The organism is Variovorax sp. PvP013 (assembly GCF_050435945.1).
GTDB lineage: Bacteria > Pseudomonadota > Gammaproteobacteria > Burkholderiales > Burkholderiaceae_C > Variovorax.
On the sequence record NZ_JBNDLF010000004.1, the window covers coordinates 55,601 to 80,201 of the forward strand.

Annotated in this window: 23 protein-coding genes; 8 read left to right on the forward strand and 15 right to left on the reverse strand. The window is 71.2% G+C overall.

Annotated features, from left to right (window positions below; genetic code table 11):
- Positions 1 to 17 precede the first annotated feature (17 nt).
- From glcE to ABID77_RS13165, 5 genes are all read right to left on the reverse strand, one after another.
- Complete coding sequence (gene glcE, locus ABID77_RS13145) at positions 18 to 1,184, reverse strand: glycolate oxidase subunit GlcE (RefSeq protein ID WP_429596323.1); 1,167 nt, start codon at positions 1,182 to 1,184, stop codon at positions 18 to 20.
- 64 nt (positions 1,185 to 1,248) lie between these two features.
- Positions 1,249 to 2,205 (reverse strand): SMP-30/gluconolactonase/LRE family protein, encoded by a 957-nt coding sequence (locus ABID77_RS13150; RefSeq protein ID WP_429596326.1) that lies wholly within the window; start codon positions 2,203 to 2,205, stop codon positions 1,249 to 1,251.
- 176 nt (positions 2,206 to 2,381) lie between these two features.
- Entirely contained in the window at positions 2,382 to 3,806 is a 1,425-nt protein-coding gene (locus tag ABID77_RS13155; protein WP_429596328.1) for an ammonium transporter, read from the reverse strand.
- 37 nt (positions 3,807 to 3,843) lie between these two features.
- Complete coding sequence (gene glnK / locus ABID77_RS13160; protein ID WP_429596331.1) at positions 3,844 to 4,182, reverse strand: P-II family nitrogen regulator; 339 nt, start codon at positions 4,180 to 4,182, stop codon at positions 3,844 to 3,846.
- Between the two features lie 64 nt (positions 4,183 to 4,246).
- Positions 4,247 to 4,978 (reverse strand): TorF family putative porin, encoded by a 732-nt coding sequence (locus ABID77_RS13165; protein ID WP_429597303.1) that lies wholly within the window; start codon positions 4,976 to 4,978, stop codon positions 4,247 to 4,249.
- Between the two features lie 189 nt (positions 4,979 to 5,167).
- Here ABID77_RS13165 and ABID77_RS13170 point away from each other — a divergent pair, with 189 nt between their 5' ends.
- Complete coding sequence (locus ABID77_RS13170; RefSeq protein ID WP_429596334.1) at positions 5,168 to 6,742, forward strand: YifB family Mg chelatase-like AAA ATPase; 1,575 nt, start codon at positions 5,168 to 5,170, stop codon at positions 6,740 to 6,742.
- Between the two features lie 22 nt (positions 6,743 to 6,764).
- Here the strand turns inward: ABID77_RS13170 and ABID77_RS13175 are convergent, their stop codons facing one another.
- Entirely contained in the window at positions 6,765 to 8,006 is a 1,242-nt protein-coding gene (locus ABID77_RS13175) for a fumarylacetoacetate hydrolase family protein (RefSeq protein WP_429596337.1), read from the reverse strand.
- Positions 8,007 to 8,124: 118 nt separating this feature from the next.
- On the opposite strand from ABID77_RS13175, the gene ABID77_RS13180 reads away from it, so the two are divergent.
- The gene (locus ABID77_RS13180; protein WP_429596340.1) at positions 8,125 to 9,030 is read left to right on the forward strand and encodes an acyltransferase; all 906 of its coding nucleotides are present in this window, start codon (positions 8,125 to 8,127) and stop codon (positions 9,028 to 9,030) included.
- Between the two features lie 115 nt (positions 9,031 to 9,145).
- Here the strand turns inward: ABID77_RS13180 and pncA are convergent, their stop codons facing one another.
- The 5 genes from pncA to ABID77_RS13205 form a co-directional block, all read right to left on the reverse strand.
- Positions 9,146 to 9,865 carry a bifunctional nicotinamidase/pyrazinamidase gene (pncA, locus tag ABID77_RS13185; protein WP_429596343.1) on the reverse strand — a complete coding sequence of 240 codons (720 nt, stop codon included), beginning with the start codon at positions 9,863 to 9,865 and terminating at the stop codon, positions 9,146 to 9,148.
- 89 nt (positions 9,866 to 9,954) lie between these two features.
- On the reverse strand, positions 9,955 to 10,755 hold the full coding sequence (locus ABID77_RS13190) for an ABC transporter ATP-binding protein (protein WP_429596345.1): 801 nt from the start codon (positions 10,753 to 10,755) through the stop codon (positions 9,955 to 9,957).
- Entirely contained in the window at positions 10,752 to 11,537 is a 786-nt protein-coding gene (locus tag ABID77_RS13195; RefSeq protein ID WP_429596348.1) for an ABC transporter ATP-binding protein, read from the reverse strand. The genes ABID77_RS13190 and ABID77_RS13195 overlap by 4 nt, the downstream gene beginning before the upstream one ends.
- Positions 11,534 to 13,435 (reverse strand): ABC transporter permease, encoded by a 1,902-nt coding sequence (locus tag ABID77_RS13200; protein ID WP_429596351.1) that lies wholly within the window; start codon positions 13,433 to 13,435, stop codon positions 11,534 to 11,536. Before ABID77_RS13200 ends, ABID77_RS13195 begins: the two co-directional genes overlap by 4 nt.
- Before the next feature lie 10 nt (positions 13,436 to 13,445).
- On the reverse strand, positions 13,446 to 14,687 hold the full coding sequence (locus ABID77_RS13205) for an ABC transporter substrate-binding protein (protein ID WP_429596354.1): 1,242 nt from the start codon (positions 14,685 to 14,687) through the stop codon (positions 13,446 to 13,448).
- A gap of 247 nt (positions 14,688 to 14,934) precedes the next feature.
- On the opposite strand from ABID77_RS13205, the gene ABID77_RS13210 reads away from it, so the two are divergent.
- On the forward strand, positions 14,935 to 15,708 hold the full coding sequence (locus ABID77_RS13210; protein WP_429596357.1) for a ferredoxin--NADP reductase: 774 nt from the start codon (positions 14,935 to 14,937) through the stop codon (positions 15,706 to 15,708).
- A gap of 63 nt (positions 15,709 to 15,771) precedes the next feature.
- Here ABID77_RS13210 and ABID77_RS13215 read toward each other — a convergent pair whose 3' ends face one another.
- Entirely contained in the window at positions 15,772 to 18,714 is a 2,943-nt protein-coding gene (locus ABID77_RS13215) for a DNA topoisomerase III (protein WP_429596360.1), read from the reverse strand.
- Between the two features lie 138 nt (positions 18,715 to 18,852).
- Between ABID77_RS13215 and ABID77_RS13220 the strand changes: the two genes are divergently transcribed.
- From ABID77_RS13220 to ABID77_RS13230, 3 genes are read left to right on the forward strand one after another with little or no spacing between them, the layout of a single operon-like run.
- Positions 18,853 to 19,476, forward strand: coding sequence for an SET domain-containing protein (locus tag ABID77_RS13220; RefSeq protein WP_429596362.1), 624 nt, complete (start codon positions 18,853 to 18,855; stop codon positions 19,474 to 19,476).
- A gap of 1 nt (position 19,477) precedes the next feature.
- Positions 19,478 to 20,308, forward strand: coding sequence for a biotin--[acetyl-CoA-carboxylase] ligase (locus tag ABID77_RS13225; protein WP_429596365.1), 831 nt, complete (start codon positions 19,478 to 19,480; stop codon positions 20,306 to 20,308).
- Positions 20,309 to 20,314: 6 nt separating this feature from the next.
- On the forward strand, positions 20,315 to 20,761 hold the full coding sequence (locus ABID77_RS13230; protein WP_429596368.1) for a hypothetical protein: 447 nt from the start codon (positions 20,315 to 20,317) through the stop codon (positions 20,759 to 20,761).
- A gap of 12 nt (positions 20,762 to 20,773) precedes the next feature.
- Here the strand turns inward: ABID77_RS13230 and ABID77_RS13235 are convergent, their stop codons facing one another.
- Both ABID77_RS13235 and ABID77_RS13240 read right to left on the reverse strand, forming a co-directional pair.
- Positions 20,774 to 21,160 carry a YbaN family protein gene (locus tag ABID77_RS13235; RefSeq protein ID WP_429597305.1) on the reverse strand — a complete coding sequence of 129 codons (387 nt, stop codon included), beginning with the start codon at positions 21,158 to 21,160 and terminating at the stop codon, positions 20,774 to 20,776.
- An 82-nt stretch (positions 21,161 to 21,242) separates the two neighbouring features.
- Entirely contained in the window at positions 21,243 to 21,725 is a 483-nt protein-coding gene (locus tag ABID77_RS13240; RefSeq protein WP_429596371.1) for a MarR family winged helix-turn-helix transcriptional regulator, read from the reverse strand.
- A gap of 140 nt (positions 21,726 to 21,865) precedes the next feature.
- Here ABID77_RS13240 and recA point away from each other — a divergent pair, with 140 nt between their 5' ends.
- Positions 21,866 to 23,047: a recombinase RecA gene (gene recA / locus ABID77_RS13245; RefSeq protein ID WP_429596373.1), complete on the forward strand. Its 1,182-nt coding sequence runs from the start codon at positions 21,866 to 21,868 to the stop codon at positions 23,045 to 23,047.
- Positions 23,048 to 23,142: 95 nt separating this feature from the next.
- Positions 23,143 to 23,622 carry a recombination regulator RecX gene (gene recX / locus ABID77_RS13250; RefSeq protein ID WP_429596375.1) on the forward strand — a complete coding sequence of 160 codons (480 nt, stop codon included), beginning with the start codon at positions 23,143 to 23,145 and terminating at the stop codon, positions 23,620 to 23,622.
- Between the two features lie 7 nt (positions 23,623 to 23,629).
- On the opposite strand, the gene argC is transcribed toward recX, so the two are convergent.
- Positions 23,630 to 24,553, reverse strand: a complete 924-nt coding sequence (gene argC, locus ABID77_RS13255) for an N-acetyl-gamma-glutamyl-phosphate reductase (RefSeq protein WP_429596378.1) — start codon at positions 24,551 to 24,553, stop codon at positions 23,630 to 23,632.
- Between the last annotated feature and the right edge of the window lie 48 nt (positions 24,554 to 24,601).

Below are 24,601 nucleotides of genomic sequence, written 5' to 3' on the forward strand. Positions count from 1 at the left end.
TCGCGGGCGGCGGGACGTCAGCCGGCGAGGGCCGCGGCCGCCGGCGAGCCTTCGCCGGGCACGCCGAGGCGGCCACGGTCGAACACGCCGGCCGGGTCGAACTCCTGCTGCAGCGCGCGCTGGATGCGGGCCAGCGCAGGCGACAGGGTGTCGCCGCGCTGCACGGCCGCGCCGGCCGCCTCGGTCGCCGCGCCGCCGCGGAACAGCGTCGCGTGGCCGCCCACGGCCTTCGCCGCCGCGCGCCAGTGCTCGCCCTGGCCGGGTCGCGCGCGGTACCAGCGCTGGCCGCCGTGCCATTCGATCAGCGGGCCGGCGTCCTCGCCGGCACCGGCCGGCGACGCGATCACCGGCGCGGTCTGCGGCACCGACAGCCGCCAGAGGTCGCGCGCGTCGCCGCGGTCGGCGAACCACGGCAGGCGCTGGTCGCGGCACAGCGTCCAGTCGCCGGCGGCATCGGGCTGCGGCTCGCCGCCCAGGTGCGCCCGGGCGGCCTCCACCGCCGCGACGGCGCCGCGCAGGCGCAGGTAGAGCGTGCCCCGGCCCGCGTCCTCGACCCAGCAGCTGGCGTTGAGCGGCAGCGGCCGGCCGCCCCAGCCGTTGAGCAGGTCGATCGCCTCGGCCTGGGTGCATTCGAAGCGCAGCGTGGCCTCGGCCGGCGCGACGGGCAGCACCTTGAGGCTGACCTCGGCGATCACGCCCAGGGTGCCGAAGGAGCCCGCCAGCACGCGCGAGACGTCGTAGCCGGCGACGTTCTTCATCACCTGGCCACCGAAGCTCAGCACCTCGCCGCGCCCGTCGACCAGCTGGACGCCGAGCACGTAGTCGCGTACCGCGCCGACGCTGGCGCGCGCCGGACCGGACCACCCGGCGGCCACCATGCCGCCGACCGTGCCGCCCGCGCCATCGACGCCGAAGTGCGGCGGCTCGAAGGGCAGGCACTGGCCCTCGGCGGCCAGCGCGACCTCGAGCTCGGCCAGGGGCGTGCCGGCGCGCACGGTCACGACCAGTTCGCTGGGTTCGTAGGCGGTGATGCCGGCGAGGGCGCGGGTGTCGAGCACCGGGACGCCGGTACCGGCGGGGACGCCGTGGAAGTCCTTGGTGCCGCCCCCGCGGATGCGCAGCGGGGTGGCGTCGGCGGCGGCACCGCGGATGCGCTCGACGATCTGTTGAAGCTCGGAGTCCATGCGGTCGATGGTACTGCCGGGAGGGCTTTCGGCGGTCGCGATGAGGACGTCGCCGATGCGGTCTTCAGTCCTCGAAGAAATTCACCGGCAGTCCCGGCGTCTCGACGCGCGAGGCGAGCACGCAGCCCGACGCCGGTAGCCGCGCGAGTTCGTCGGCCGGGCGCCCCTTGGCGCCGGTGGTGACGTAGAGCATGCGCAGGTCGTCGCCGCCGAAGCAGGGCATGGTCGGGCACTGCGCGGGCAGGGCGAGGGTTTCGATCCGTTCGCCCGCCGGCGAGAAGCGCAGCAGCTGTCCGCCCTCGAACATCGCCGCCCAGTAGTCGCCCCGGCTGTCGACGGCGGCGCCGTCGGGCCGGCCGTCGTAGGGCACCGGCGAGGCGGAGGTCCAGCCCTCGGGCCTGGCGTCGAATCGGGCGAAGGTGCGTTCGCGCGCCAGCGTGTTGGCCTCGGCGTCCCAGTCCCAGGCCCGCACCCGGTGCGCCGCCGTGTCGGCCCAGTAGGCCGTGCGCCCGTCGGGCGAGAAGGCCAGTCCGTTGGCGGTGGTGACGCCCGTGGCCAGCGTGGCGAAGCGCGGAGCGCCCGGCGGCCGGTCGGGCCGCAGGTCGAGGCAATGCAGCGCCCCGGTCGCGCCGTCCTTGGCCTCGTTGAGGGTGCCGGCCCAGAAGCGGCCGAGCGGGTCGCACTTGCCGTCGTTGAAGCGCATCGTGCGGGTGTCGTGCACGGCCGGCTCGAGGCATTCGAGCGCGCCGCCCCAGTCGCGCGCGCGGTAGATGCCGTCGCGCAAGGCGATCACCAGGCCGCCGCGGCGCGCGGGCGCCATGCAGCCGGGCTCGCTCGGCAGCGCCCAGCGCTCCACCGCGCGGACGCGGGGCGGGGCGTCGCCGCCGTCGTCCGCGTGCATCGGCGCGCGCAGCACGGCGCGCCCGGGGATGTCGAGCCAGTAGAGCGCACGCTCGTGCGGATGCCAGAAGGGGGATTCGCCGAGCTGGCAGAGGCTGTCGTCGAGGGGTGTCCAGGTCATGCGGGACATTGTGGCTCCGCGCCGGCGTCCATCGACCCAAAAAAACAGCCCGCGGGCGCTGGGCGCCGGCGGGCTGAACATCCAAGGAGACACTCGCTGAAGAACTCGTTGCGTCCGGATGTGGAGGGTGGGTTGGCACCGTGGCCGGGCCGCCCGCGGGCGGCGCCGGGCACGGATCAGCGGTTGTAGGCCGTCTCGCCGTGCGACGAGATGTCCAGGCCTTCGCGCTCTTCCTCTTCGGTCACGCGCAGGCCGATGGTCAGGTCGGCGATCTTGAAGGCGACGAACGAGACGACGCCCGACCACACCATCGTGAACAGCACGCTCTTGACCTGGATCCAGACCTGGCCGCCCATCGTGAAGGTGTCGGGGGTCAGGCCGCCGGTGCCGCCCAGGCTCTGCGAGGCGAACACGCCCGTCAGGATGGCGCCCAGGATGCCGCCCACGCCGTGCACGCCGAAGACGTCGAACGCGTCGTCGACCTTGAGCATGCGCTTGAGACCGCTGACGCCCCACAGGCAGACGATGCCGGCCAGCAGGCCCAGCACGATCGAGCCCATCGGGCCGACGAAGCCGGCGGCGGGGGTGACGGCCACCAGGCCGCCGACCGCGCCGGAGGCGGCGCCGAGCATCGACGCCTTGCCGCGGTGCAGGCTCTCGCCCAGGCTCCACGACAGGGTGGCGGCGGCGGTGGCGAGCACCGTGTTGATGAACGCCAGGCCGGCCGAGGCGTTGGCCGCGCCGGCCGAGCCGGCGTTGAAGCCGAACCAGCCCACCCACAGCAGCGAGGCGCCGACCATGGTGAGCGTCAGCGAGTGCGGCGTGAACGCCTCGCGGCCGAAGCCCAGGCGCTTGCCGACCATGTAGGCACCCACCAGGCCGGCGACGCCGGCGTTGATGTGCACCACGGTGCCGCCGGCGAAGTCGAGCGCGCCGTCCTTGGCCAGCAGGCCGCCGCCCCAGACGATGTGCGCCATCGGCACGTAGCTGAAGGTGAACCACAGCACCGAGAACAGGATCACGGCCGAGAACTTGGCGCGTTCGGCGAAGGCGCCCACGATCAGCGCCACGGTGATGGCGGCGAAGGTGCTCTGGAACGAGACGAACACGTACTCGGGGATCGTCGTCAGCGCGCCGAAGGTCTCGGTGGTGACGCCCTTGAGGAACATCTTGTCGAGCCCGCCGAAGAAGTTGCCCTCGCCGGTGAACGCCAGGCTGTAGCCGTAGACGGCCCACAGGATGCTGATGAGCGAGAAGATCACGAAGACCTGCATCAGCACCGACAGCATGTTCTTCGAGCGCCCGAGGCCGCCGTAGAACAGCGCCAGGCCCGGCAGGACCATCAGGATCACGAGCAGCGTGGAGGTCAGCATCCAGGCGGTGTCGCCGGAGTCGATCTTGGGTGCCGGCGCGGCGGCCGGGGCCGAGGCGGCGGCGGCAGCCGGTGCGGCCGAGGCGGCGACGGAGGCCGAGGCCGGCGCCTCGGCGGCGGTCGCGGCCGTGGCGGCCGGTGCGGCGGCCGGCGCGGTCTGCGCGAAACCGGTGATGCCGGCGGTGAGGACGCTCAGGCCGAGCGCCAGTGAGACAAGCAGTTTTTTCATTTGTTTCGTTCTTTCGTGCCGTGTCGGGTCACCGACCTCAGAGCGCCTCGCGGCCGGTCTCGCCGGTGCGGATGCGCACGACCTGCTCCAGGTCGTAGACGAAGACCTTGCCGTCGCCGATCTTGCCGGTGCGGGCAGCGCTCTCGACCGCCTCGATGACGCGCTCGACCAGGTCGTCGGAGACGGCCGCCTCGATCTTCACCTTGGGCAGGAAGTCGACGACGTACTCGGCGCCGCGGTAGAGCTCGGTGTGGCCCTTCTGGCGTCCGAAGCCCTTGACCTCGGTGACCGTGATGCCCTGGACGCCGATGGTCGACAGGGCCTCGCGCACCTCGTCGAGCTTGAAGGGTTTGATGATGGCCGTGACCAGCTTCATTTGAAATTTCTCCTGGAATGGAATGGCGAAGGCGCGGCAGCAAGGCCCGCGCCCTCCTGGAGGCTCAGAGTGCCTTGCTCACCGTGACGATGGCGCGCGCCTTGTTGATGTCGCCGAAGTAGTTCTTCTTGGTGGCGCCCTGGACGCCGCCGTACAGCGCCAGGCCGTTGCCGAAGTCGTAGGACACGCCCAGGGCGTAGTCGACGTAGCTGGGCACGCCGCTGCCGCGGATGTCGCTGGAGAAGCGCGTGTAGTTCACGGCGCCCTTGAGCGTCAGGGAGGGAGCGATCTCCTGGGCCACGATCAGGCTCAGGTAGCCGGTGCCGGTGCCCTTGAGGCCGGAGTCGTTGCGGTAGTTGGCATAGCCGAAGTAGTCCTTGGACACCGTGGCCGCGTACTTCAGGGTCACCGGGCCCAGGGTGCCCGCGCCGTAGAGTTCGGTCGTGTTGCCGGTGCTGTTGCCGGCGTAGACGTAGGTCAGCGCGCCCACGTCCCAGGCGATGCCGCCGGCGGCGAACTTGTAGCCGCCGTAGAAGTCGCTCTCGATGCTGTTGCCCGGCAGCCAGTTGACGCTGGAGTTCCAGTTGCCCACGTACCAGCCGGTCTCGCCGAACGCATAGTCCAGACCGCCCTGGATCGCCGGCTTGAACGCGCGGTTCTTGCTGGTGTCCTGGTCCTGGCCACGGAACTTGTAGTTGCTCGTCAGCGCGACGTTGCCCGTGAACTGGGCGGCGGCGAGCATGGGCAGCGACGCCAGGGCGGCGACGGCCAGGGCCTGGGCGGTCTTGCGGTGCATCATCGGGTGACTCCTCGGGATTTAATAGGTTGGGAAGTCCTTCAAAGCAGGGAGCGTGCCAAAGGGTCGGAAACGCGTGTCACCGCGTTTCGCACGTCCCTCGGCCCGGGCGCACCAAAAGAGCGGCCCGGCTGACACCGGACGATTCGCGCACCATGTTGGTGATGTAAAGCAAGCAGGGAGAACAAAATGAGTCTGTCTTTGGTGCAGAGCCGCGCGCTGCTCGGCCTGGAAGCGCCTTCGGTCACCGTCGAGGTGCATCTGGCCAACGGCCTGCCGAGCTTCACGCTGGTCGGCCTGGCCGACGTGGAGGTCAAGGAAGCGCGCGAGCGCGTGCGCTCGGCCATCCAGAACGCGGGGCTGGAGTTCCCCAACAACAAACGCATCACGGTGAACTTGGCGCCGGCCGACCTGCCCAAGGACTCCGGCCGCTTCGACCTGCCGATCGCGCTGGGCATCCTGGCGGCGAGCGGACAGATCGAGGCGGCGAGGCTGGCCGGCCACGAGTTCGCGGGTGAGCTGTCACTCTCGGGCGAGCTGCGCCCCGTGCGCGGCGCGCTGGCGATGGCGCTGGCGCTGCTCACGCACCGGATCGCGACCCAGCTGGTGCTGCCCCCGGACAGTGCGCGCGAGGCCGCCCTGGTGCCCGGCGCTGAGGTCTACGGTGCGCGCCACCTGCTCGACGTGGTCGACCATTTCCGTCCGCCGCCGGCCGAGGGCGAGGCGGCGGACGGACCCGCCGCCGACGGCGCGGCCGCATCCGGGACCGGCTGGGTTCGCCTGCATCCCGCCACCGACGCCGCCGCCGTGGCCTATCCCGACCTGGCCGACGTCAAGGGCCACGCCGGTGCCAAGCGCGTGCTGGAGATCGCGGCGGCCGGCGGCCACAGCCTGCTGATGGTCGGCCCGCCGGGCTCGGGCAAGTCGATGCTGGCGCAGCGCTTCGCCGGCCTGCTGCCGGCCATGACGGTCGACGAGGCGCTGCAGAGCGCGGCCGTCGCCAGCCTGGCCGGGCGCTTCTCGCCGGCGCACTGGATGCGCCGCCCGACCGGCAGTCCGCACCACACCGCCAGCGCCGTCGCGCTAGTGGGCGGCGGTTCGCCGCCGCGGCCGGGCGAGATCTCGCTGGCCCACCACGGCGTGCTGTTCCTCGACGAGTTCCCGGAGTTCTCCCGCGCCGCGCTCGAGGCCCTGCGCGAGCCCCTGGAGACCGGCACCATCACCATCGCACGCGCCGCCCGGCGCGCCGAGTTCCCGGCCCGCTTCCAGTTGGTCGCGGCCATGAACCCCTGCCCCTGCGGCCACCTGGGATCGGCGCAGAAGGCCTGCCGCTGCACGCCCGACCAGGTGCTGCGCTACCAGGGCAAGCTCAGCGGTCCGCTGCTCGACCGCATCGACCTGCACATCGAGGTGCCGGCCATTCCCGCGCAGGAGCTGCTCGACACGACGGCCGCCGCGGCCGGCGAGTCGACCGCCGCCACCCGCGAACGCGTCGCCGCCGCGCGCGGCCTCGCCGTGGCGCGCCAGGGCCGGCCCAACCAGGCGCTGCAGGGCGCCGACATCGACCGCCACGCCGCGCTCGACGCCGCCGCGCTGAAGTTCATGCACGCCGCCGCAGCGAAGCTGGGCTGGTCGGCGCGCGGCACGCACCGCGCCCTCAAGGTGGCGCGCACCGTGGCCGACCTGGCCGGCGCGGCCGAGGTGCAGGTCGCGCACGTGGCCGAGGCGGTGCAGTACCGGCGGGCGCTGCGCGGGGCGACATAGACAGCGCCTTCCGGCCGCGCCGTCAGAGCAGCCCGCGCCCCGCCAGGTTCTTCATCAGCGCCGCGATGCCGAAGGTCCAGCGCGGCGCCCGGTCGGCGTGCACCACGCGGTTGACCAGCGCGCCGAGCTCGGGCGCGGCGATGCGCACGCGGTCGCCCACGACGTGGGTGAAGCCCTGGCCGGGGCCGTGGCGGTCCTGCGTCGGCGCGAACATGGTGCCCAGGAACAGCATCAGGCCGTCGGGATAGTCGTGGTGCGCGCCGATGGCCTGGCCCACGAGGTCGAGCGGGTCGCGGCTGATCCTCGAGAGCGAGCTCGACCCCTCCATCACGAAGCCCTCCGGGCCGTCCACGCGCAGGGCGACCGTGATGCGGCGCACGTCGTCGATGCCGAAGTGGTCGTCGAACAGGCGGATGAACGGGCCGATGGCGCAGGAGGCGTTGTTGTCCTTGGCCTTGCCCAGCAGCAGGGCGCTGCGGCCCTCGAAGTCGCGCAGGTTGACGTCGTTGCCCAGCGCGGCGCCCCGGGCGCGGCCCCGGCTGTCGACGGCCAGCACGACCTCCGGCTCGGGGTTGTTCCAGACCGAGCCCGAATGGATGCCGACCTCCGCGCCGGTGCCCACGGCCGCCAGCACCGGCGCCTTGGTGAAGATCTCGGCGTCGGGGCCGATGCCGACCTCCAGGTACTGCGACCACGCGCCCTGCGCGATCAGCACCTCCTTCACGCGCGCCGCCTCGGCCGAGCCCGGCACGATGCCGCGCAGGTTGTCGCCCAGCACGTCGCCCAGGGCCGCGCGGGTGGCCTCGGCGCGCGAGGCGTCGCCCCGCGCCTGCTCCTCGATCACGCGCTCGAGCAGGCTCTCGACGAATGTCACGCCGCTGGCCTTCACGGCCTGCAGGTCGCAGGGGGCGAGCAGGTGGGGCGTCGCGTCGTCGTCGCGGCCGGCCTGCGGGTCCCGCGCCAGGACGTCGTCGAGCGCGGCGATGCGCGGCACCGCGCCGGCCGCCAGCGCGGCGCGCACGGTGCCGGCGGGGTCGTCGCCCTCGAGCAGCTGGCTGGCGGTGGGCGCCAGGCGCGAGAGGTCGTACAGGGCGCCCTCGTGCGCGGCCACCAGCACCGGTCCGACGCCCGGCCGCCAGAGGCGGCCGACGAGCGTGGCGCGGTGGGCGTCATGGGGCAGCGTCGTGGCGGCGTCGAGCCGGAAGGGCGTCGGCGAGGCGGAAGCGGAATCGGAAACGGCGGCGTCGGGCGTGGCGGAGGGCATGGGTCTTGTCTCGCGATGCGGTGTCGTTGGAAAGCCTGGAGCGGAACGGGATTCTCGGCCGCTTCGGCGGCCGGACAATGCGCGGTTGTCCTCACCTCACCTTTCCTGCCCCATCTCCATGCTCGGCTTCCTTCCCCCCGTCGTCCGCGGCGTCCTCGCGTTCCTGCTGCTGGTGATCAACACGCTGTTCTGGTGTGCCCTGCTCTTCGTGTGCGCGCTGGTGAAGCTGGCGCTGCCGTTCGCGGCGGTGCGGCGGCGCATCGACCCGCTGCTCAACGCCATCGCCACGGCCTGGATCGCCTGCAACGGTGCCTGGATGCGGCTGACCCAGCGCACGACCTGGGACGTGGCGGGCGTGGACGCGCTGGCCTACCGGGGCTGGTACCTGGTCAACGCCAACCACCAGTCGTGGGTCGACATCTTCGTGCTGCAGCGCGTGCTCAACCGGCGCATCCCGCTGCTGAAGTTCTTCCTCAAGCAGCAGCTGATCTACGTGCCGGTGATCGGCCTGGCGTGGTGGGCGCTCGACTTCCCGTTCATGAAGCGCCACGGCAAGGCGGAGCTGCGAAAGAACCCCGCCCTGCGCCAGCAGGACCGCGAGACCACGCGCCGCGCCTGCGAGAAGTTCGCCCTGGTCCCCACCAGCGTGATGAACTTCGCCGAGGGCACGCGCTTCACGCCGGCCAAGCACCGCGCGCAGTCCTCGCCCTACCGCCACCTGCTCAAGCCCAAGGCCGGCGCGCTGGCCCTGGCGCTCGACGCCATGGACGGCAAGTTCCAGTCGCTGGTCGACGTGACGATCGTCTACCCCGGCGGCGTGCCGAGCTTCTGGGACTTCCTGTGCGGCCGCACGCCGCGCGTGGTGCTGCGCGCCCGCGAGGTGCCCATTCCCGCGGCCTTCGCCCACGGCGACTACGAGGGCGACTCGGCCTACCGCGGCGACTTCCACCGCTGGCTGGCGGAGATCTGGACGTTCAAGGACGCGCAGATCGAGCGGCTGCTGCAGTCCGACGCGAAAGCTTGAGCGGAACCACTGCAACGCCACGCCAGAAACACCGTGGAACCGGCTTTGCCGGGCCACCGGTGTTGCCTCCTGGAAGGGGTTGGCGCAGCGACACGGAGTGCGCGAAGACTGGGGGTCAGCCAATCTCCGCTGAACGGATCCGCTTGACGCCCTTGGCCGCCATCTGCTTCCACGCCGCCGCGAGCGAGCCGTTCAGGTCGATGGCGCGCGTGGCGTCCTCGATCACATAGGCCTCGAAGCCGGCCTTGCGGGCGTCGAGCGCCGTCCAGGCGACGCAGAAGTCGGTCGCCAGCCCGGTGACGAACACGGTCCTGATGCCGCGCTGCTTCAGGTAGCCGCCCAGGCCGGTGGCGGTCTTGCGGTCGGCCTCCTCGAAGGCGGAGTAGCTGTCGACGCCCTGATAGAAGCCCTTGCGCACGATGACCTGGGCCGCGGGCAGCCGCAGGTCCTTATGCAGCGCGGCGTCCTCCGTGCCCTGCACGCAGTGGTCGGGCCACAGCACCTGCGTGCCGTAGGCGAGCTTCGTGGTCTCGAAGGGCTTCTTGCCGGCGTGGGCGGTGGCGAAGGACGCGTGGCCGGGCGTATGCCAGTCCTGCGTGACGACGATGTTCTCGAAGGCGCCGGCCAGCCGGTTGATGACCGGCACGACCTCGGCGCCGCCCTTGACCGGCAGCGTGCCGCCCTCGACGAAGCAGTTCTGGACGTCGACGACGATCAGCGCGGCCTTCGCGCCCGGCGTGATCCTCGCCGCGGCGAAGGCCGGGGTGGCGAAGTGCGGCGACAGGCCGACGAGCCCGAGCGCGGCGCCGGCGTGGAGGAAGGTTCTGCGATGCATGGGCACTCCTTGGGAACGGGGTGGAACAGGGAAGGTGGCGCGAGCGGAAGCGCGGGTGGCGCGAATCGACGTCGGCACCGCTCCGGACGCTACAGGTCCAGGAACTGGCGTCGCACCTCGGCGTTCGCCGCCAGCTCGTCCATCGAGCCCCGGAAGCGGACCTCGCCCTTCTCCAGCACGCAGGCCCGATCGGCCACCAGCGCGGCGAAGCGCGTGTTCTGCTCCGACAGCAGGATGCTCACGCCCTCGGCCTTGAGCGCAAGGATCATGCCGGCCATCTGCTCGACGATGACCGGCGCGACGCCCTCGGACGGCTCGTCGAGCAGCACCACCCAGGGGTTGCCCATCAGCGTGCGCGCCACGGTCAGCATCTTCTGTTCGCCGCCGCTCATGCGCCCGCCGGCGCGCCGGGGCATCTCGCCGAGGTTGGGGAACAGCGCGAACAGGCGCTCGGGCGTCCAGGCCGGAGCGGGGGCCGCGCCGGCGCCGTCGCCGGGCCGGCGCCGGGCGGGTTGCCGCCCGACCTCCAGGTTCTCCAGCACGCTGAGGTCGGTGAAGATGCGCCGGTCCTCCGGCACGTAGCCCAGGCCCCGACGCGCGGCCTCGTGCGGCTCGGCGCCCGCGATGTCGTGGCCCATGAAGCGCACCGTGCCGCCGCGCCGCCCCCGGGGGCCGAGCAGGCCGATCAGCGCCTTGAGCGTGGTCGACTTGCCCGCGCCGTTGCGCCCCATCAAGGCGACGACCTCGCCGGCGCGCACGTCGAGGTCGACGCCGTGCAGGATCTGCGCCGCGCCGTACCAGGCGCACAACCCGCGGGCCTCGAGCAGCACCTCGCCCGGCGCGTTCGGCACGGACTGCGGTTGCGGCGGGGACGATGAAGACGTGGTCATGACGCCGTCGCCGCCTCGAACGTCCGCCCGCTGCCGAAGTAGACCTCCTGCACCTTCGGATGGGCCCGGATCTCCAATGGCGAGCCCTGCGCGATGAGCCGGCCGCGCGCCAGCACGATCACGCGGTCGGCGTGCGCGAAGACCACGTCCATGCTGTGCTCGGTGAAGAGCACCGCCGTGCCGCGCTCGTTGACCAGCCGGCGCGTCAATGCCATCAGCGCGTGGCGCTCGCCCGGCGCCATGCCGGCGGTGGGCTCGTCCATCAGCAGCAGGCGCGGGTCGTGGGCCAGCGCGATGGCCAGCTCGATGCGCTTGACATCGCCGTAGGCGAGCTCGCCGGCCGGCCGGTCGGCCTCGGCGCGCATGCCGACCTGGTCGAGCAGTGCCAGGGCGTCGTCGCGCCGGTGGTCGGCGGCGCGGCGCCACATCGACCACAGCGCGCGGTCGTGCGAGAGCAGCGCCATCTGCACGTTCTCCGCCACGGTGAGCGAGGCGAAGGTCTCGGCGATCTGGAAGGTGCGCCCGACGCCCAGGCGCCAGATGTCGCGCGGCCGGCGGCCCACCAGCTCGGCGCCGCCGAGCGCGATGGAGCCCCGGTCGGCGCGCAGCTGGCCGTTGAGCATGTTGAAGGTGGTCGACTTGCCCGCGCCGTTGGGGCCGATCAGCGCCAGCAGCTCGCCCGGCGCGAGATCGAAGGACACGTCGTCGACCGCGCGGACGCCGCCGAAGGACTTGCCCAGGCCGGCGACGCGCAGCAGGGGCGGGGAGGCCGTCGTCGTCACGATGCGCGCCTCCCGCGCTGCGCCACCCATTCGGCGAGCTGCTGCGCCGCGCCCGCGATGCCGCGCGGGAACAGCAGCACCAGCATCAGGATGATGCCGCCGAGCACGCCGCGCCAGTAGTCGGTGTTGCGCGCCACCGTGTCGTGCAGCCAGGTGAAGGTGACGGCGCCGACCACCGGCCCGGCCAAGGTCTGCACGCCGCCGAGCAGCACCATCACCAGGGCGTCGACCGAGCGGCCGATCGACATCGATTCCGGCGAGATGCTGCCCTTGGAGAACGCGTACAGCGCCCCGGCCAGCCCGGCGACCGTGCCGGCGACGACGAAGGCCGCCCACTGCAGGCGCTTGACGTCGATGCCGATGGCGTCGGCGCGCAGCGGCGAGTCGCGGCCCGCGCGCAGGGCCTGGCCGAAGGGCGAGAACAGCAGCCGGCGCAGCCCCCACACGCCCAGCGCGACCAGCGCCAGCACCAGCGCGTAATAGGCGCGCCGGTCGGCCAGCCAGGCGGCCGGCCAGACGCCGGTCAGGCCGTTGCTGCCGCCGGTGAAGGCGTCCCACTGGTAGGTGACGGCCCAGGTGATCTGCGCGAAGGCCAGCGTCAGCATCGCCATGTAGACGCCCGACAGGCGCACCGAGAACCAGCCGAAGACCAGCGCGCCGGCGGCCGCCACCAGCGGCGCGGCGGCCAGCGCCAGCACCATCGGCACGCCGCTCGCGCGCGCCAGCAGCGCCGCGCCGTAGGCCCCCAGCCCGAAGTACGCCGCGTGGCCGAACGAGTGCATGCCCGCCGGCCCCATCAGGAAGTGCAGGCTGGCGGCGAACAGCGCGGCGATCAGCAGGTCGACCAGCAGCACCAGCGTGTAGGGCGAATCGGCCGCCAGGAAGGGCACCGCCGCGAGCGCCGCCATCAGGGCGCCCACGGCGACGACATAGGCGCGGTGCGGGCGGCGCAGGGGCGCCTCCTGCGCCGCCACCGCGTGCCGCACGGCCGCCTGCGGCCGGCCCATGAGGCCCCACGGGCGCCACACCAGCACCACCGCCATGACCAGGAAATCCACCACCAGCGTCAGCTTGGAGAACGACACCTCGACGCCCCACAGGTCCACCACGCCGAGCCAGATGCACACCGCCTTCAGCTCGGCGATGAGGAGCGCCGCCACGTAGGCGCCGGGCAGCGAGCCCATGCCGCCGACCACCACCACCACGAAGGCGGCGCCGATGACGTTGAGGTCCATCTCCAGCGTCGCCGGCTCGCGCGGCAGCTGCAGCGCGCCGCCCAGGCCGGCGAGCATCGCGCCCAGGGCGAACACCGCCGTGAAGAGCCAAGCCTGGTTGACGCCCAGCGCGCTGACCATGTCGCGGTCCTGCGTGGCCGCGCGTACCAGCGTGCCGAAGCGCGTGCGCGTGAGCAGCAGCCACACCGAGCCCAGCACCACCGGGCCGACGGCGATCAGGAACAGGTCGTACGACGGGAACTGCCGCCCCAGGATCTCCACCGAGCCGCGCAGGCCCGGCGCGCGCGGGCCCAGCAGCTCCTCCGGCCCCCACAGCCACAGCGCCGCGTCCTTGATGACCAGCACCAGCGCGAAGGTGGCCAGCAGCTGGAACAGCTCGGGCGCCTTGTAGATGCGACGCAGCAGCAGCACCTCGACCGCCGCGCCCAGCACGCCCACGGCCGCCGCCGCCGCCAGCAGCGCCGGCCAGAAGCCCAGCACGGCGCCGAAGCGCTCCACCAGCGTGTAGGCCGTGTAGATGCCCACCATGAAGAACGAGCCGTGCGCGAAGTTGACGATGCGCGTGACGCCGAAGATCAGCGACAGCCCGGCGGCCACCAGGAACAGCGACGACGCGCCCGCCAGCCCGTTGAGCAGCTGGACGACGAAGCCGGAGAAGCTCATGCGCGGTCGGTCAGTCGGGGGTGCGCGACTTCTTGATTTCAGCGGCGCTCGGCTGGTACTTCGCGCCGTCGAGGTAGGTGTAGTCGACCATCACGCCCTTGCCGTTGTCGTTCTTCGTGCGGCCGACGAAGGCGCCCATGGTGGACTGGTGGTCCTCGGCGCGGTAGGTGATGCGGCCGAAGGGCGTGTCGACCTGCAGGCCCTTGAAGGCCTCGACCAGCTTCGCGCTGTCGGTGCTCTTCGCCCGGGCGAGGCCGGCGGCGGCCGACTTGATCATCGCGTAGCCGACCACCGAGCCCAGGCGCGGATAGTCCTTGTACTTGTCGTGGTAGGCCAGGAAGAAGGCCTTGTGCTCGGGCGTCTGGATGCCGTACCAGGGGTAGCCGGTGACGATCCAGCCCTCGGGCGTCTCGTCCTTGAGCGCGTCGAGGTACTCGGGCTCGCCGGTCAGCACGCTGACCACCGGGCGGTCCTTGAACAGGCCGCGCGTGTTGCCCTCGCGCACGAACTTCGACAGGTCGGCGGCGAACAGCACGTTGAAGATGGCGTCGGGCCTGGCGTCGGCCAGGGCCTGCACGACGCTGCCGGCGTCGACCTTGCCCAGCGGCGGCGCCTGCTCGGCGACGAACTCGACGTCGGGCTGCGCCGCCTTCAGCAAGGTCTTGAAGGCCGTCGCGGCCGACTGGCCGTACTCGTAGTTGGGGTAGACCACCGCCCAGCGCTTCTTCCTCAGCTTCACGGCCTCGGGCACCAGCATGGCCGCCTGCATGTAGGTGCCCGGGCGCAGGCGGAAGGTGTAGGCGTTGCCGCCCTGCCAGGTCATCTTGTCGGTCAGCGGCTCGCCGGCGAGGAAGAAGAATTTGCGCTGCTTGGCGAAGTCGGCCACGGCCAGGCCGGTGTTGGAGAGGAAGGTGCCGGTGAGCACGTCGACCTTCTCGCGCGAGACCAGCTCCTCGGCCACGCGTACGGCGTCGCCGGGATTGGCGTTGTCGTCGCGCGTGACGAGTTCGAGCCTGCGGCCGTTGACGCCGCCGGCGGCGTTGATCTGCGCCACGGCCAGCTCCATGCCCTTCCGGTAGGGCTCCAGGAAGGCGGGCTGGGCCTTGTAGCTGTTGAGCTCGCCGATCTTGATCACGCCCGGCGTGTTGCCCTGGACACCCTGGGCCTGCGCGTGCGCGGGGAACAGCGCGGCGGCGAGCGTGGCGGCGGCGAAGGCGGCCGTGGCGACGAGGGCGGAGGACGGATGGGTCACGGGAGAGCTCCTTGGGGATCCTGGGATGGGCGGACGGGCGGACGGACCGTCGTGTCGCGCGGCGGACACGGCACGCGGTGCGGGAGCATAAGGGCATCGGCGCGATGCCGGCCTTAGACCCCGTCGCCGGTGCCGGCTCGCGGGTCGAAGACAATCGGAGGCCTCCGACCGGTTGACGCCGCCAGCCCTTCCGCCAAGCATTCGTCGCCGCCATCCCGTCAACCTTTCCCTCCGAGTCTTTCCTCTCATGAGTGCATTCAGCGAAGAACGCGTCCTGTCCGTCCACCACTGGACCGACCGCCTGTTCACCTTCACCACCACGCGCGACCCGGCGCTGCGCTTCTCCAACGGCCACTTCACCATGATCGGGCTGCGGGTCAACGACAAGCCGCTGCTGCGCGCCTACAGCATCGCCAGCGCCAACTACGAGGAGTACCTCGAGTTCCTGAGCATCAAGGTCGACGACGGCCCGCTGACCTCGCGGCTGCAGCACATCCAGGTCGGCGACACCGTCATCGTCGGGCGCAAGCCCACCGGCACGCTGCTGATCGACTACACGCTGCCCGGCAAGCGGCTCTACCTGTTCGGCACCGGCACCGGCCTGGCGCCCTTCATGAGCATCATCCGCGACCCGGAGACCTACGAGAAGTTCGAGAAGGTGATCCTGGTCCACGGCGTGCGCCAGATCGACGAGCTGGCCTACCACGACCTGGTGGTCGACCACCTGCCGCGCCACGAGATCCTGGGCGAGATGATCGAGAAGCAGCTGCTCTACTACCCGACCGTGACGCGCGAGGAGTACCGCAACATGGGCCGCATCACCGAGCTGGTGGAGAGCGGCAAGCTCACCGACGACCTCGGCCTGCCGCCGCTCAACGCCGCCGAGGACCGCGTGATGCTGTGCGGCAGCCCCGGCATGCTGGTCGACCTCAAGCACATGCTCGAGGGTCGCGGCTTCAAGGAAGGCAACACCTCCACGCCCGGCGACTTCGTCGTCGAGCGGGCCTTCGCCGAGAAGTGATCCGGCACCCGGGAAGGGCGGTCCGCGCGGACCGTCCCTCCCGGTATCGCGGCACCCGGCCGCTCAGGCGCCCAGGTGCTTGCCGACGATGCCGGCGAGCTCGAACATCGTCACCTGGTCCTTGCCGAACACCGCCTTGAGCTTGGCGTCGGCGTTGATGGCGCGCTTGTCGGCCGCGTCCTGCAGGCCGTGGGCCTTGATGTAGTCCCAGAGCTTCTTGATGACCTCGGTGCGCGCCACGGGCTCGGCGCCGATCACCGCGGCCAGCGCCTCGCTGGGCTTCAGGCCGGCGCCGGGCGTCGTCTTGCGCGGCGCCTTGGGGGCGGCGGTCTTCTTCGCGGCGGTGGTGGTCTTGGCCGTGGCGGTCTTGCCGGCCGCCGTCTTCTTCGCGGCGGGCGCGGCCTTGGCGAAGGTCTTGCGCGGCGGGAACTTGCTGCCGCCCTCGCGCGGCGCGAACTCGAAGATCACCTTGCCCTCGTCCTTGCTCCACGTCAGGAAGGCCTTGAAGGCGCGGCGCGTGCGCATCGAGACGAACTTGTCGAGCAGGTCGGTCTTGCCGGTGGCCAGCAATTTCTCCATCTGCTCGCGCTCGACCGGCTGCGTCAGGATGACCTTGCCGGTCTTGAAGGTGCAGCTCGGCGTGGGCTGGGCCAGCGTGGGCACCGACTTCTCGCAAACGTAGTTGGCGCCGTGCTCGAACACCGGCGCGCCGCACACCGGGCAGGGGCCGAGCGTGTCCTGCTGGCTGAAGTCGACGATCTCGCCGGACTCGGCGTTCCTGTCGTCGCCGAAATCGAACTCGAGCTTGAAGTTCTTCGCCTCCTCGTCGTACTTGATGACGATCTCGGAGGTGAAGGGCCAGCCGGCCTTGGAGCGGAAGCCCTCCAGCGGGCCGATGCGCTTGTCGGCCAGCAACTGTTCGGCCTCGGCGACCTCGAAGGTGCGGCCGGCCGGCGACTTGCCGAACGAGAAGCCGCAGCCCTCGGGCGCGCCGGGCTTGCCGACGCAGGTGTAGCGGCGGTAGTTCTCCTTGACCACGCCGCCGCAGTTGGGGCAGGGCGACTGCAGCGTGGCGTAGTCGCCGGGCACGGTGTCGCGGTCGTACTCCTTGGCCTTGCGCACGATGTGCTGCGTCATCTCGGCGATCTCGCGCATGAAGGTCTCGCGGCTGAGCGCGCCGCGCTCCATCTGCGCGAGCTTGTACTCCCAGTCGCCGGTCAGCTCGGCCTTGGAGAGTTCCTCCACGCCCAGGCCGCGCAGCAGCGTCATGAGCTGAAACGCCTTGGCCGTCGGGATCAGTTCGCGGCCCTCGCGCAGCATGTACTTCTCGGCGATCAGGCCTTCGATGATGGCCGCGCGCGTGGCGGGCGTGCCCAGGCCCTTCTCCTGCATGGCCTCGCGCAGCTCGTCGTCGTCGATGGTCTTGCCCGCGCCTTCCATGGCGCCGAGCAGCGTGGCCTCGGAGTAGCGCGCGGGCGGGCGGGTCTTGAGCGCCTTCGGATCGGCGGCGACGGTCTTCACGACCTCGCCCGGCTTCACCGGCACCAGGTTCTTGCCGTCCTTCTCGTCGTCATCGCTCACGGCCTCCTTGCCGTAGATGGCCAGCCAGCCCGGCTTGACCAGCACCTTGCCGTCGCTGCGGAACGGGTACTTTTTCCCGTTCGTCTCGACCGTGCTGATGCGGGTGGTGACCTGGAATTCGGCGCTCGGGAAGAACACCGACAGGAAGCGGCGCACGACGAAGTCGTAGAGCTTCTGCTCGGCCTCGGACAGGCCGCTGGGCGCCTGCAGCGTGGGGATGATGGCGAAGTGGTCCGACACCTTGGCGTTGTCGAAGATGCGCTTGGTCGGCTTGACGTAGTTGCCCTCGACGGCCTGCTTGGCGAACGGCGCGAGGTGCCGCATGCCGCTGTCGGCGAGCATCGCCATCGTGTTCTTCACCACCGGCAGGTAGTCCTCGGGCAGGGCGCGCGAGTCGGTCCGGGGATAGGTCAGCGCCTTGTGGCGCTCGTAGAGGCTCTGCGCCAGGGCCAGCGTGGTCTTGGCCGAGAAGCCGAAGCGGCCGTTGGCCTCGCGCTGCAGCGAGGTCAGGTCGAACAGCAGCGGCGAGGCCTGCGTGGTGGGCTTGCTCTCCTCGGTGACGGTGGCGGGCCTGCCGCGCGCGGCGTCGGCGATCTCGCGCGCCTCGCGCTCGTTCCAGACGCGGTCGGCGCGCTGCTCGGGGTCTGCGACGCCGTCGGGGCCGGGCGGCGGCTTCCTGAACTGCGGGTCGAACCACTTGCCCGCGTAGGTGCCGGCCTGGGCCTCGAAGGCGCCGTGGACCTCCCAGTAGTCGCGCACGACGAACTTGCGGATCTTCTCCTCGCGCTCGACCACCACCGACAGCGTGGGCGTCTGCACGCGCCCCACGGTCGTCAGGAAGAAGCCGCCGTCGCGCGAGTTGAACGCGGTCATGGCGCGCGTGCCGTTGATGCCCACGAGCCAGTCGGCCTCCGAGCGCGAGCGCGCGGCGTCGGCCAGGCCCTGCATCTGCGCCTCGCTGCGCAGGTGCGCGAAACCGTCGCGGATGGCCTGCGGCGTCATCGACTGCAGCCACAGGCGTCGCACCGGCTTGCCCAGCGGCTTGGCGCCGCCGGCGTACTGCTCGATCAGGCGGAAGATCAGCTCGCCCTCGCGGCCGGCGTCGCAGGCGTTGATGATCTGCGTCACGTCCTTGCGCTTGGCCTGCTTGACCACCGCGTTCAGGCGCGTCTTGGTCTTGTCGACCGGCTTCAGGTCGAAGCGCGGCGGGATCACCGGCAGGTTGGCGAAGCTCCACTTGCCGCGCTTGACGTCGAATTCCTCCGGCGCCTGGATCTCGACCAGGTGGCCGACCGCGCTGGTGACGACGTACGCGTCGCTCTCGAAATACTCGTCGTGCTTCTCGAACTTGCCGGCCGTGGGCGTGAGCGCGCGGACGATGTCCTGCGCCACCGAGGGCTTTTCTGCAATTACCAAGGTCTTCATGGATCCGTCATTCAAGGTGGGGGCGAAACCGGCGCCGGACGCCCGGCGGGGCCGGGATGGCGTCCTTACAATGCGCCGCTCTCGCGGGCGCACGCATGCACGCGCATGTGTGCCTATTCAAACTATCAGACTTCGGCGATGCCTTCAAAAACCTCACCCGCCGCCGGCCGCCGCATCCAGACCCGACGCTCGGGCGTGCACGGCAAGGGCGTCTTCGCCGTGCGCGACATCGCCGCGGGCGAGACGATCATCGAATACAAGGGCGAGGTCATCAGCTGGAAGGAGGCCCTGCGCCGCCACCCGCACGACCCGTCCCAGCCCCAGCACACCTTCTACTTCCACGTCGACGACAAGCACGTGATCGACGGCCGCGTCGACGGCAACGCCGCCCGCTGGATCAACCACGCCTGCGATCCCAACTGCGAGACCGACGAGGTCGACGGGCGCATCTTCATCAAGGCCGCGCGCGACATCGCCGCCGGCGACGAACTCAACTACGACTACGGGCTGGTGATCGACCTGCCCTACACGCCCGAGCTGCTGGCCGAATTCCCGTGCTGGTGCGGCGCCGACGCCTGCCGCGGCACGCTGCTCGCGCCCAAGCCGGAAGCGGACAAGAAGAAAAAGAAGAAGAAGGACCGCAAGAAGGGCGGCAAGGACAAGAAGGCCAGGTCCAAGGGCGGCAAGCGCAAGGACGCGAAGAAGGCCGGGAACGAAGGCACGGACAACGCCGTCCGGGCCGGCGATCCCGCAGGGGACTGACATGAACGGCGCCTGGTCCGTCACCGACCTCTCGGCCGCCCTGGCGCCGCTGCTGCCGGGCCTGCGCGTCGAGATCGTTCCCGAGATCGACTCCACCAACACCGAGCTCATGCGCCGCGCCCGCGCCGGCGACACCGCCCCGGTGCTGCTGGTGGCCGAGCGCCAGACCGCCGGGCGCGGCCGGCTCGGCCGGGCCTGGAGCATCCAGGGCGTCGAACCCGGCACGCAGGCCGTTTCTCTCATGTTCTCCCTCGGCCTGCCGTTCGCGCCGAGGGACTGGTCGGGCCTGTCGCTCGCCGTCGGCGCCAGCGTGGCCGACGGCCTCGATCCCGACGGCACCGCGGGCGTGCGCCTGAAGTGGCCCAACGACCTCTGGATGGCCGACGACCGCAAGCTCGCCGGCATCCTCATCGAGACCGCCTCGCCGGTCGCCGGAAGCGGGGCCGCTGCCGCCACCGCCGTCGCGCCGCGCCAGCTCGTGATCGGCATCGGCATCAACATCGGTCCGCGCGACGCGCAGGGCCTGCGCGCGCCGCCGGCCTGGGTGCGCGAATGGCGGCCCGACGCCACCGCCGGCGACGTGCTGCGCGACATCGCGCCGCCGCTGCTGCGCGACGTGCTGGCGTTCGGTACCCGGGGCCTCGCGCCGTTCGCCGAGCGCTTCGCGGCGCGCGACGCCTTGCGCGGGCGCGAGGTCGATCTCAGCGACGGCACCACCGGGCAGTGCGAAGGCATCGGCTGGGGCGGCGAACTGCGGGTGCGCACGGCCGCGGGCCTGCAGTCGGTCACCAGTTCCGACATCAGCGTGCGGCCGCGCCGCGCCGGGGACTGAACGGCCATGGGGCGCGCGGCGGTCATCGTGCTGGCGCTCGCGAACCTGGGGTATCTCGCCTGGAGCAGGGGTGCGCTGGCGACCTTCGATCTCGTGCCGGCCGACCTCGCCGCGCGCGAGCCGCAGCGGCTGGCCCGGCAGATCCTGCCCGAGCGGCTGCGCGTCGTCACGCCGGCGCAGGAACGGGAGGAAGCCCGCGCGCGGGCGGAGGCCGAAGTCCAGGCGCAGGCGCGACTCCGGGCCCAGACGCGGGAGATCCGCACCACCGCCTCGGCGACGCTGGCGGGGTCCGGCACCGTGATCGGGGTGTCGGAGCCGGTCGTGCTGTCGGTGCTGCCCGATCCGTCCGCTCCGACCGACCGGTCCGCGTCGCCGAGGCCGTCCACGCCGCCGGCCCCGGCGGCATCCGCGCCCACGTCCGAACCCTCCCGGCCGGCGTCGGCGGCCCGGTAGCCGGCGCCGGCGTCAGCCCGGCTCGGGCCGCAGCCAGAGCCAGCCCAGCACCGCCGCCATCGTGCCCAGGACCAGCCCCGCCACCCACGTCGTGCGGATGCCGTGCCAGACCAGCACGGCGCTCGCGCCCATGGTGAACGTGGCGATCCACTTCACGCGCCGCGCGACCCTGCCGCCGTCATCCCAGTCGCGCAGCAACGGGCCGAACAGGCGGTGCGCGTAGAGCCAGGCGTGCATGCGCGGCGAACTGCGCGCCGCGGCCCAGGCGGCCATCAGGATGAAGACGGTGGTCGGCATGCCCGGCACGATCGCGCCGATGAGGCCCAGCACCACGCACAGCCCCGCGAACGCCATCAGGAGCCAGCGCGCGACGCGCGGCAACGGCTTGCGCGACGCCATGACGGGCGTCGGGTCCGGGGCGGGAGGGGTCGGGTCCGGCTCGGAAGGCACGGCGCGCCGCGCGGGTCGCGCGCCGTCTTCTTCAGGACGCATAGGCCTCCAGGCCGATCGTCACGACGGTGGCGATGTCGTCGCCCACGCTGGCGCGGAATTCGGCCTCGGCCTGCGCCACGGCCTTGCGGAAGGCTTCCAGCCAGGCCAGGCCGTCGGCGGTGAACAGCACGCGGCGCGCCCGCGCGTCGAGCGGGTCGGGCCCGCGCGTGACCAGGCCCCAGGCCTCGCACTGGTCGACCAGCGTGCCCATGGCCTGCTTGGTCATGCCCGCGCGCGCGGCCAGTTCGGTCAGGCGCGAGCCGCCGCGTTCGAGGTGGCGCGTGATGTGGACGTGGGCGGCGCTGACCTGCGAGCGCGCGGCGAGGTTCGACAGCGCCAGCGGCACGTCGACGTCGTGCGCCATCAGCGTCAGCACGCGCTCGTCGAAGCGGCGCATCGCGTGGCCCAGCAGACGGCCCAGGTGGGTCTGGCGCCAGTCGTCGGTGACGTCGAGAAGGGACGTTTCGGTCATCGGAAAATGGTCATCCAAACTGACCAAAAAACGCTCTTGTTCTTTGGCACACCGTCTTAAACTACTGTTCAAGCATCCAGCGAGTCCTTTCAAGACCCGGGGTGCCGACATCACAACCCGTTGATTTTAAAGGATTTCTCATGGACGCACTCGTCAAGGGCAGCAGCATCTCCGTCGCCGGGAGCGAAAAGGCTAAGGCCCTCCAGGCCGCGCTGGCGCAGATCGAAAAGCAGTTCGGCAAGGGCACGATCATGCGGCTCGGCGAAGGCGAGGCGCTGGAGGACATCCAGGTCGTCTCGACCGGTTCGCTCGGCCTGGACATCGCGCTGGGCGTGGGCGGCCTGCCGCGCGGCCGCGTGATCGAGATCTACGGTCCGGAATCCTCGGGCAAGACCACGCTCACCCTGCAGGTCATCGCCGAGATGCAGAAGCAGGCCGGCACCTGCGCCTTCGTCGACGCCGAGCACGCGCTCGACGTGCAGTACGCCCAGAAGCTGGGCGTCAACCTGTCCGACCTGCTGATCAGCCAACCCGACACCGGCGAGCAGGCCCTGGAGATCGTCGACTCGCTGGTGCGTTCGGGCGCCGTGGACCTGATCGTGGTCGACTCGGTCGCCGCGCTCACGCCCAAGGCCGAGATCGAGGGCGAGATGGGCGACTCGCTGCCCGGCCTGCAGGCCCGCCTGATGAGCCAGGCGCTGCGCAAGCTCACCGCCACGATCAAGAAGACCAACTGCATGGTCATCTTCATCAACCAGATCCGCATGAAGATCGGCGTGATGTTCGGCTCGCCCGAGACCACCACCGGCGGCAACGCGCTCAAGTTCTACGCCTCCGTGCGCCTGGACATCCGCCGCATCGGCACCATCAAGAAGGGCGACGAGGCGATCGGCAACGAGACCAAGGTGAAGGTGGTGAAGAACAAGGTCAGCCCGCCCTTCAAGACGGCCGAGTTCGACATCCTGTTCGGCGAGGGCATCAGCCGCGAGGGCGAGATCATCGACATGGGCGTGACCGCCAAGATCGTCGACAAGTCCGGCGCCTGGTACGCCTACATGGGCGAGAAGATCGGCCAGGGCCGCGACAACGCGCGCGAGTTTCTGCGCGAGAACCCGGCGCTGTCGCGCGAGATCGAGAACAAGGTGCGCGAGTCGCTGGGCATCCCGATGCTGGCGGCGGAAGCGGGCACGGCCGACGCCGCGGGCGCCGCTCCCAAGGCGGACAAGGGCGACAAGGTCGAGAAGACCGACAAGGCCGAACCGAAGGCCGACGCCAAGGCACCGAAGCCGCCGCTGTCGCAGCAGCAGCCACTGGCGTCCTGATCGTCCCTGGTGCCTCGAAGGCGCCCGCGCTTCTGGCGACGGGCGCCTTTTCCTTCGCATCGCCACCACTCACGTCGCCGAGGATCGATCCTGCCATGGCCTTCGCCGCTCCGTCCCTCAAGGGTCGCGCCCTGCGCCTGCTGAGTCAGCGCGAGCATTCGCGCGCCGAACTCGCGCGCAAGCTGGCGAAGTACGAGGAGGAGCCCGGCACGCTGGCGGCGGCGCTCGACGAGCTCGAGGCCAAGGACTTCATCAGCGAGGCGCGCGTGGTGCAGTCGGTGGTCCACCAGCGCGCGCCGCGCATGGGGGCAATGCGGGTGCGCCAGGAACTGCAGAAGAAGGGCATCGCGCCGGAGGCGATCGGCGAGGCGGTCGCCGGCCTCAAAGACACGGAACTGGCCCGCGCTGGCGAGGTGTGGCGCCGCCGCTTCGACGGGCCGGCCGTCGATCAGAAGGAGCGCGCCCGGCAGGCGCGCTTCCTGATGGCGCGGGGCTTCTCGGGCGCGGTCGTCGCGAAGGTGCTGCGCGGGGCCACGGACATGGATGCCGATACCGGCACCGGTTTCGAGGACTGAGCCGCGCTCAGAGCTTGAGCATCAGCTTCAGGTTCTGCACCGCGGCGCCGCTCGCGCCCTTGCCCAGGTTGTCCAAGCGCGCGATGACGACCGCGTGGCGGTGGTCCTCGTTGGGATAGACGCGCAGTTCGAGTTCGTTGGTGTCGTTGAGCGCGGTGGGTTCGAGCTTGCCGTCGGCCGTGGGCGGCAGCACCTTCACGAAATGCTCGGGCGTGTTGCTCCTGGCGTAGTGCGCCGCCAGCGTGTCGTGCAGGTCGGCGGCGCGGGGCTTGCCCGGCAGGTCGTCGAGGTGCAGCGGCAGCTGGACCAGCATGCCCTGGCGGAAGTTGCCCACCGACGGCACGAACATCGGCCGGCGCGAGAGACCGGTGTATTTCATGATCTCGGGGATGTGCTTGTGCTTCAAGCCGAGCGCGTAGACCTCGTAGGGCGGTGCTTCGCCCTTCTCGTAGGCCTCGATCATCGGCCGTCCGCCGCCCGAGTAGCCGCTGACCGAGGGCAGCGCCAGCGGGAAGTCGGCCGGGATCAGGCCGGCGTCGATCAGCGGCCGCACGATGGCGATGGCGCCGGTCGCGTAGCAGCCCGGATTGGCCACGCGATCGGCCCGCGACACCGCCTCCCAGTGGCCTTCCACCAGTTCCGGAAAGCCGAAGGCCCAGCGCGCGTCGGTGCGATGGGCGGTGGAGGCGTCGATGATCTTCGGCCTGGCGCCGGGCAGCTGGTCGATCAGGGCCACCGACTCGATGGCCGCGTCGTCGTGCAGGCACAGCACGACGAGATCGACGCCGGACATCAGGTCGCGCTTGGCGTTCGTGTCCTTGCGCAGCTCGGGCGCGATGCTCACCAGCTCGACCTGCGGCATGGACTGGAGCCGTTCGCGGATCTGCAGGCCGGTGGTCCCGGCTTCGCCATCGATGAAGACTTTGGGCATGATTGAAGTGGGTGAGTTCGTTGAAACCAGGGAACCAATGCCGAGCCG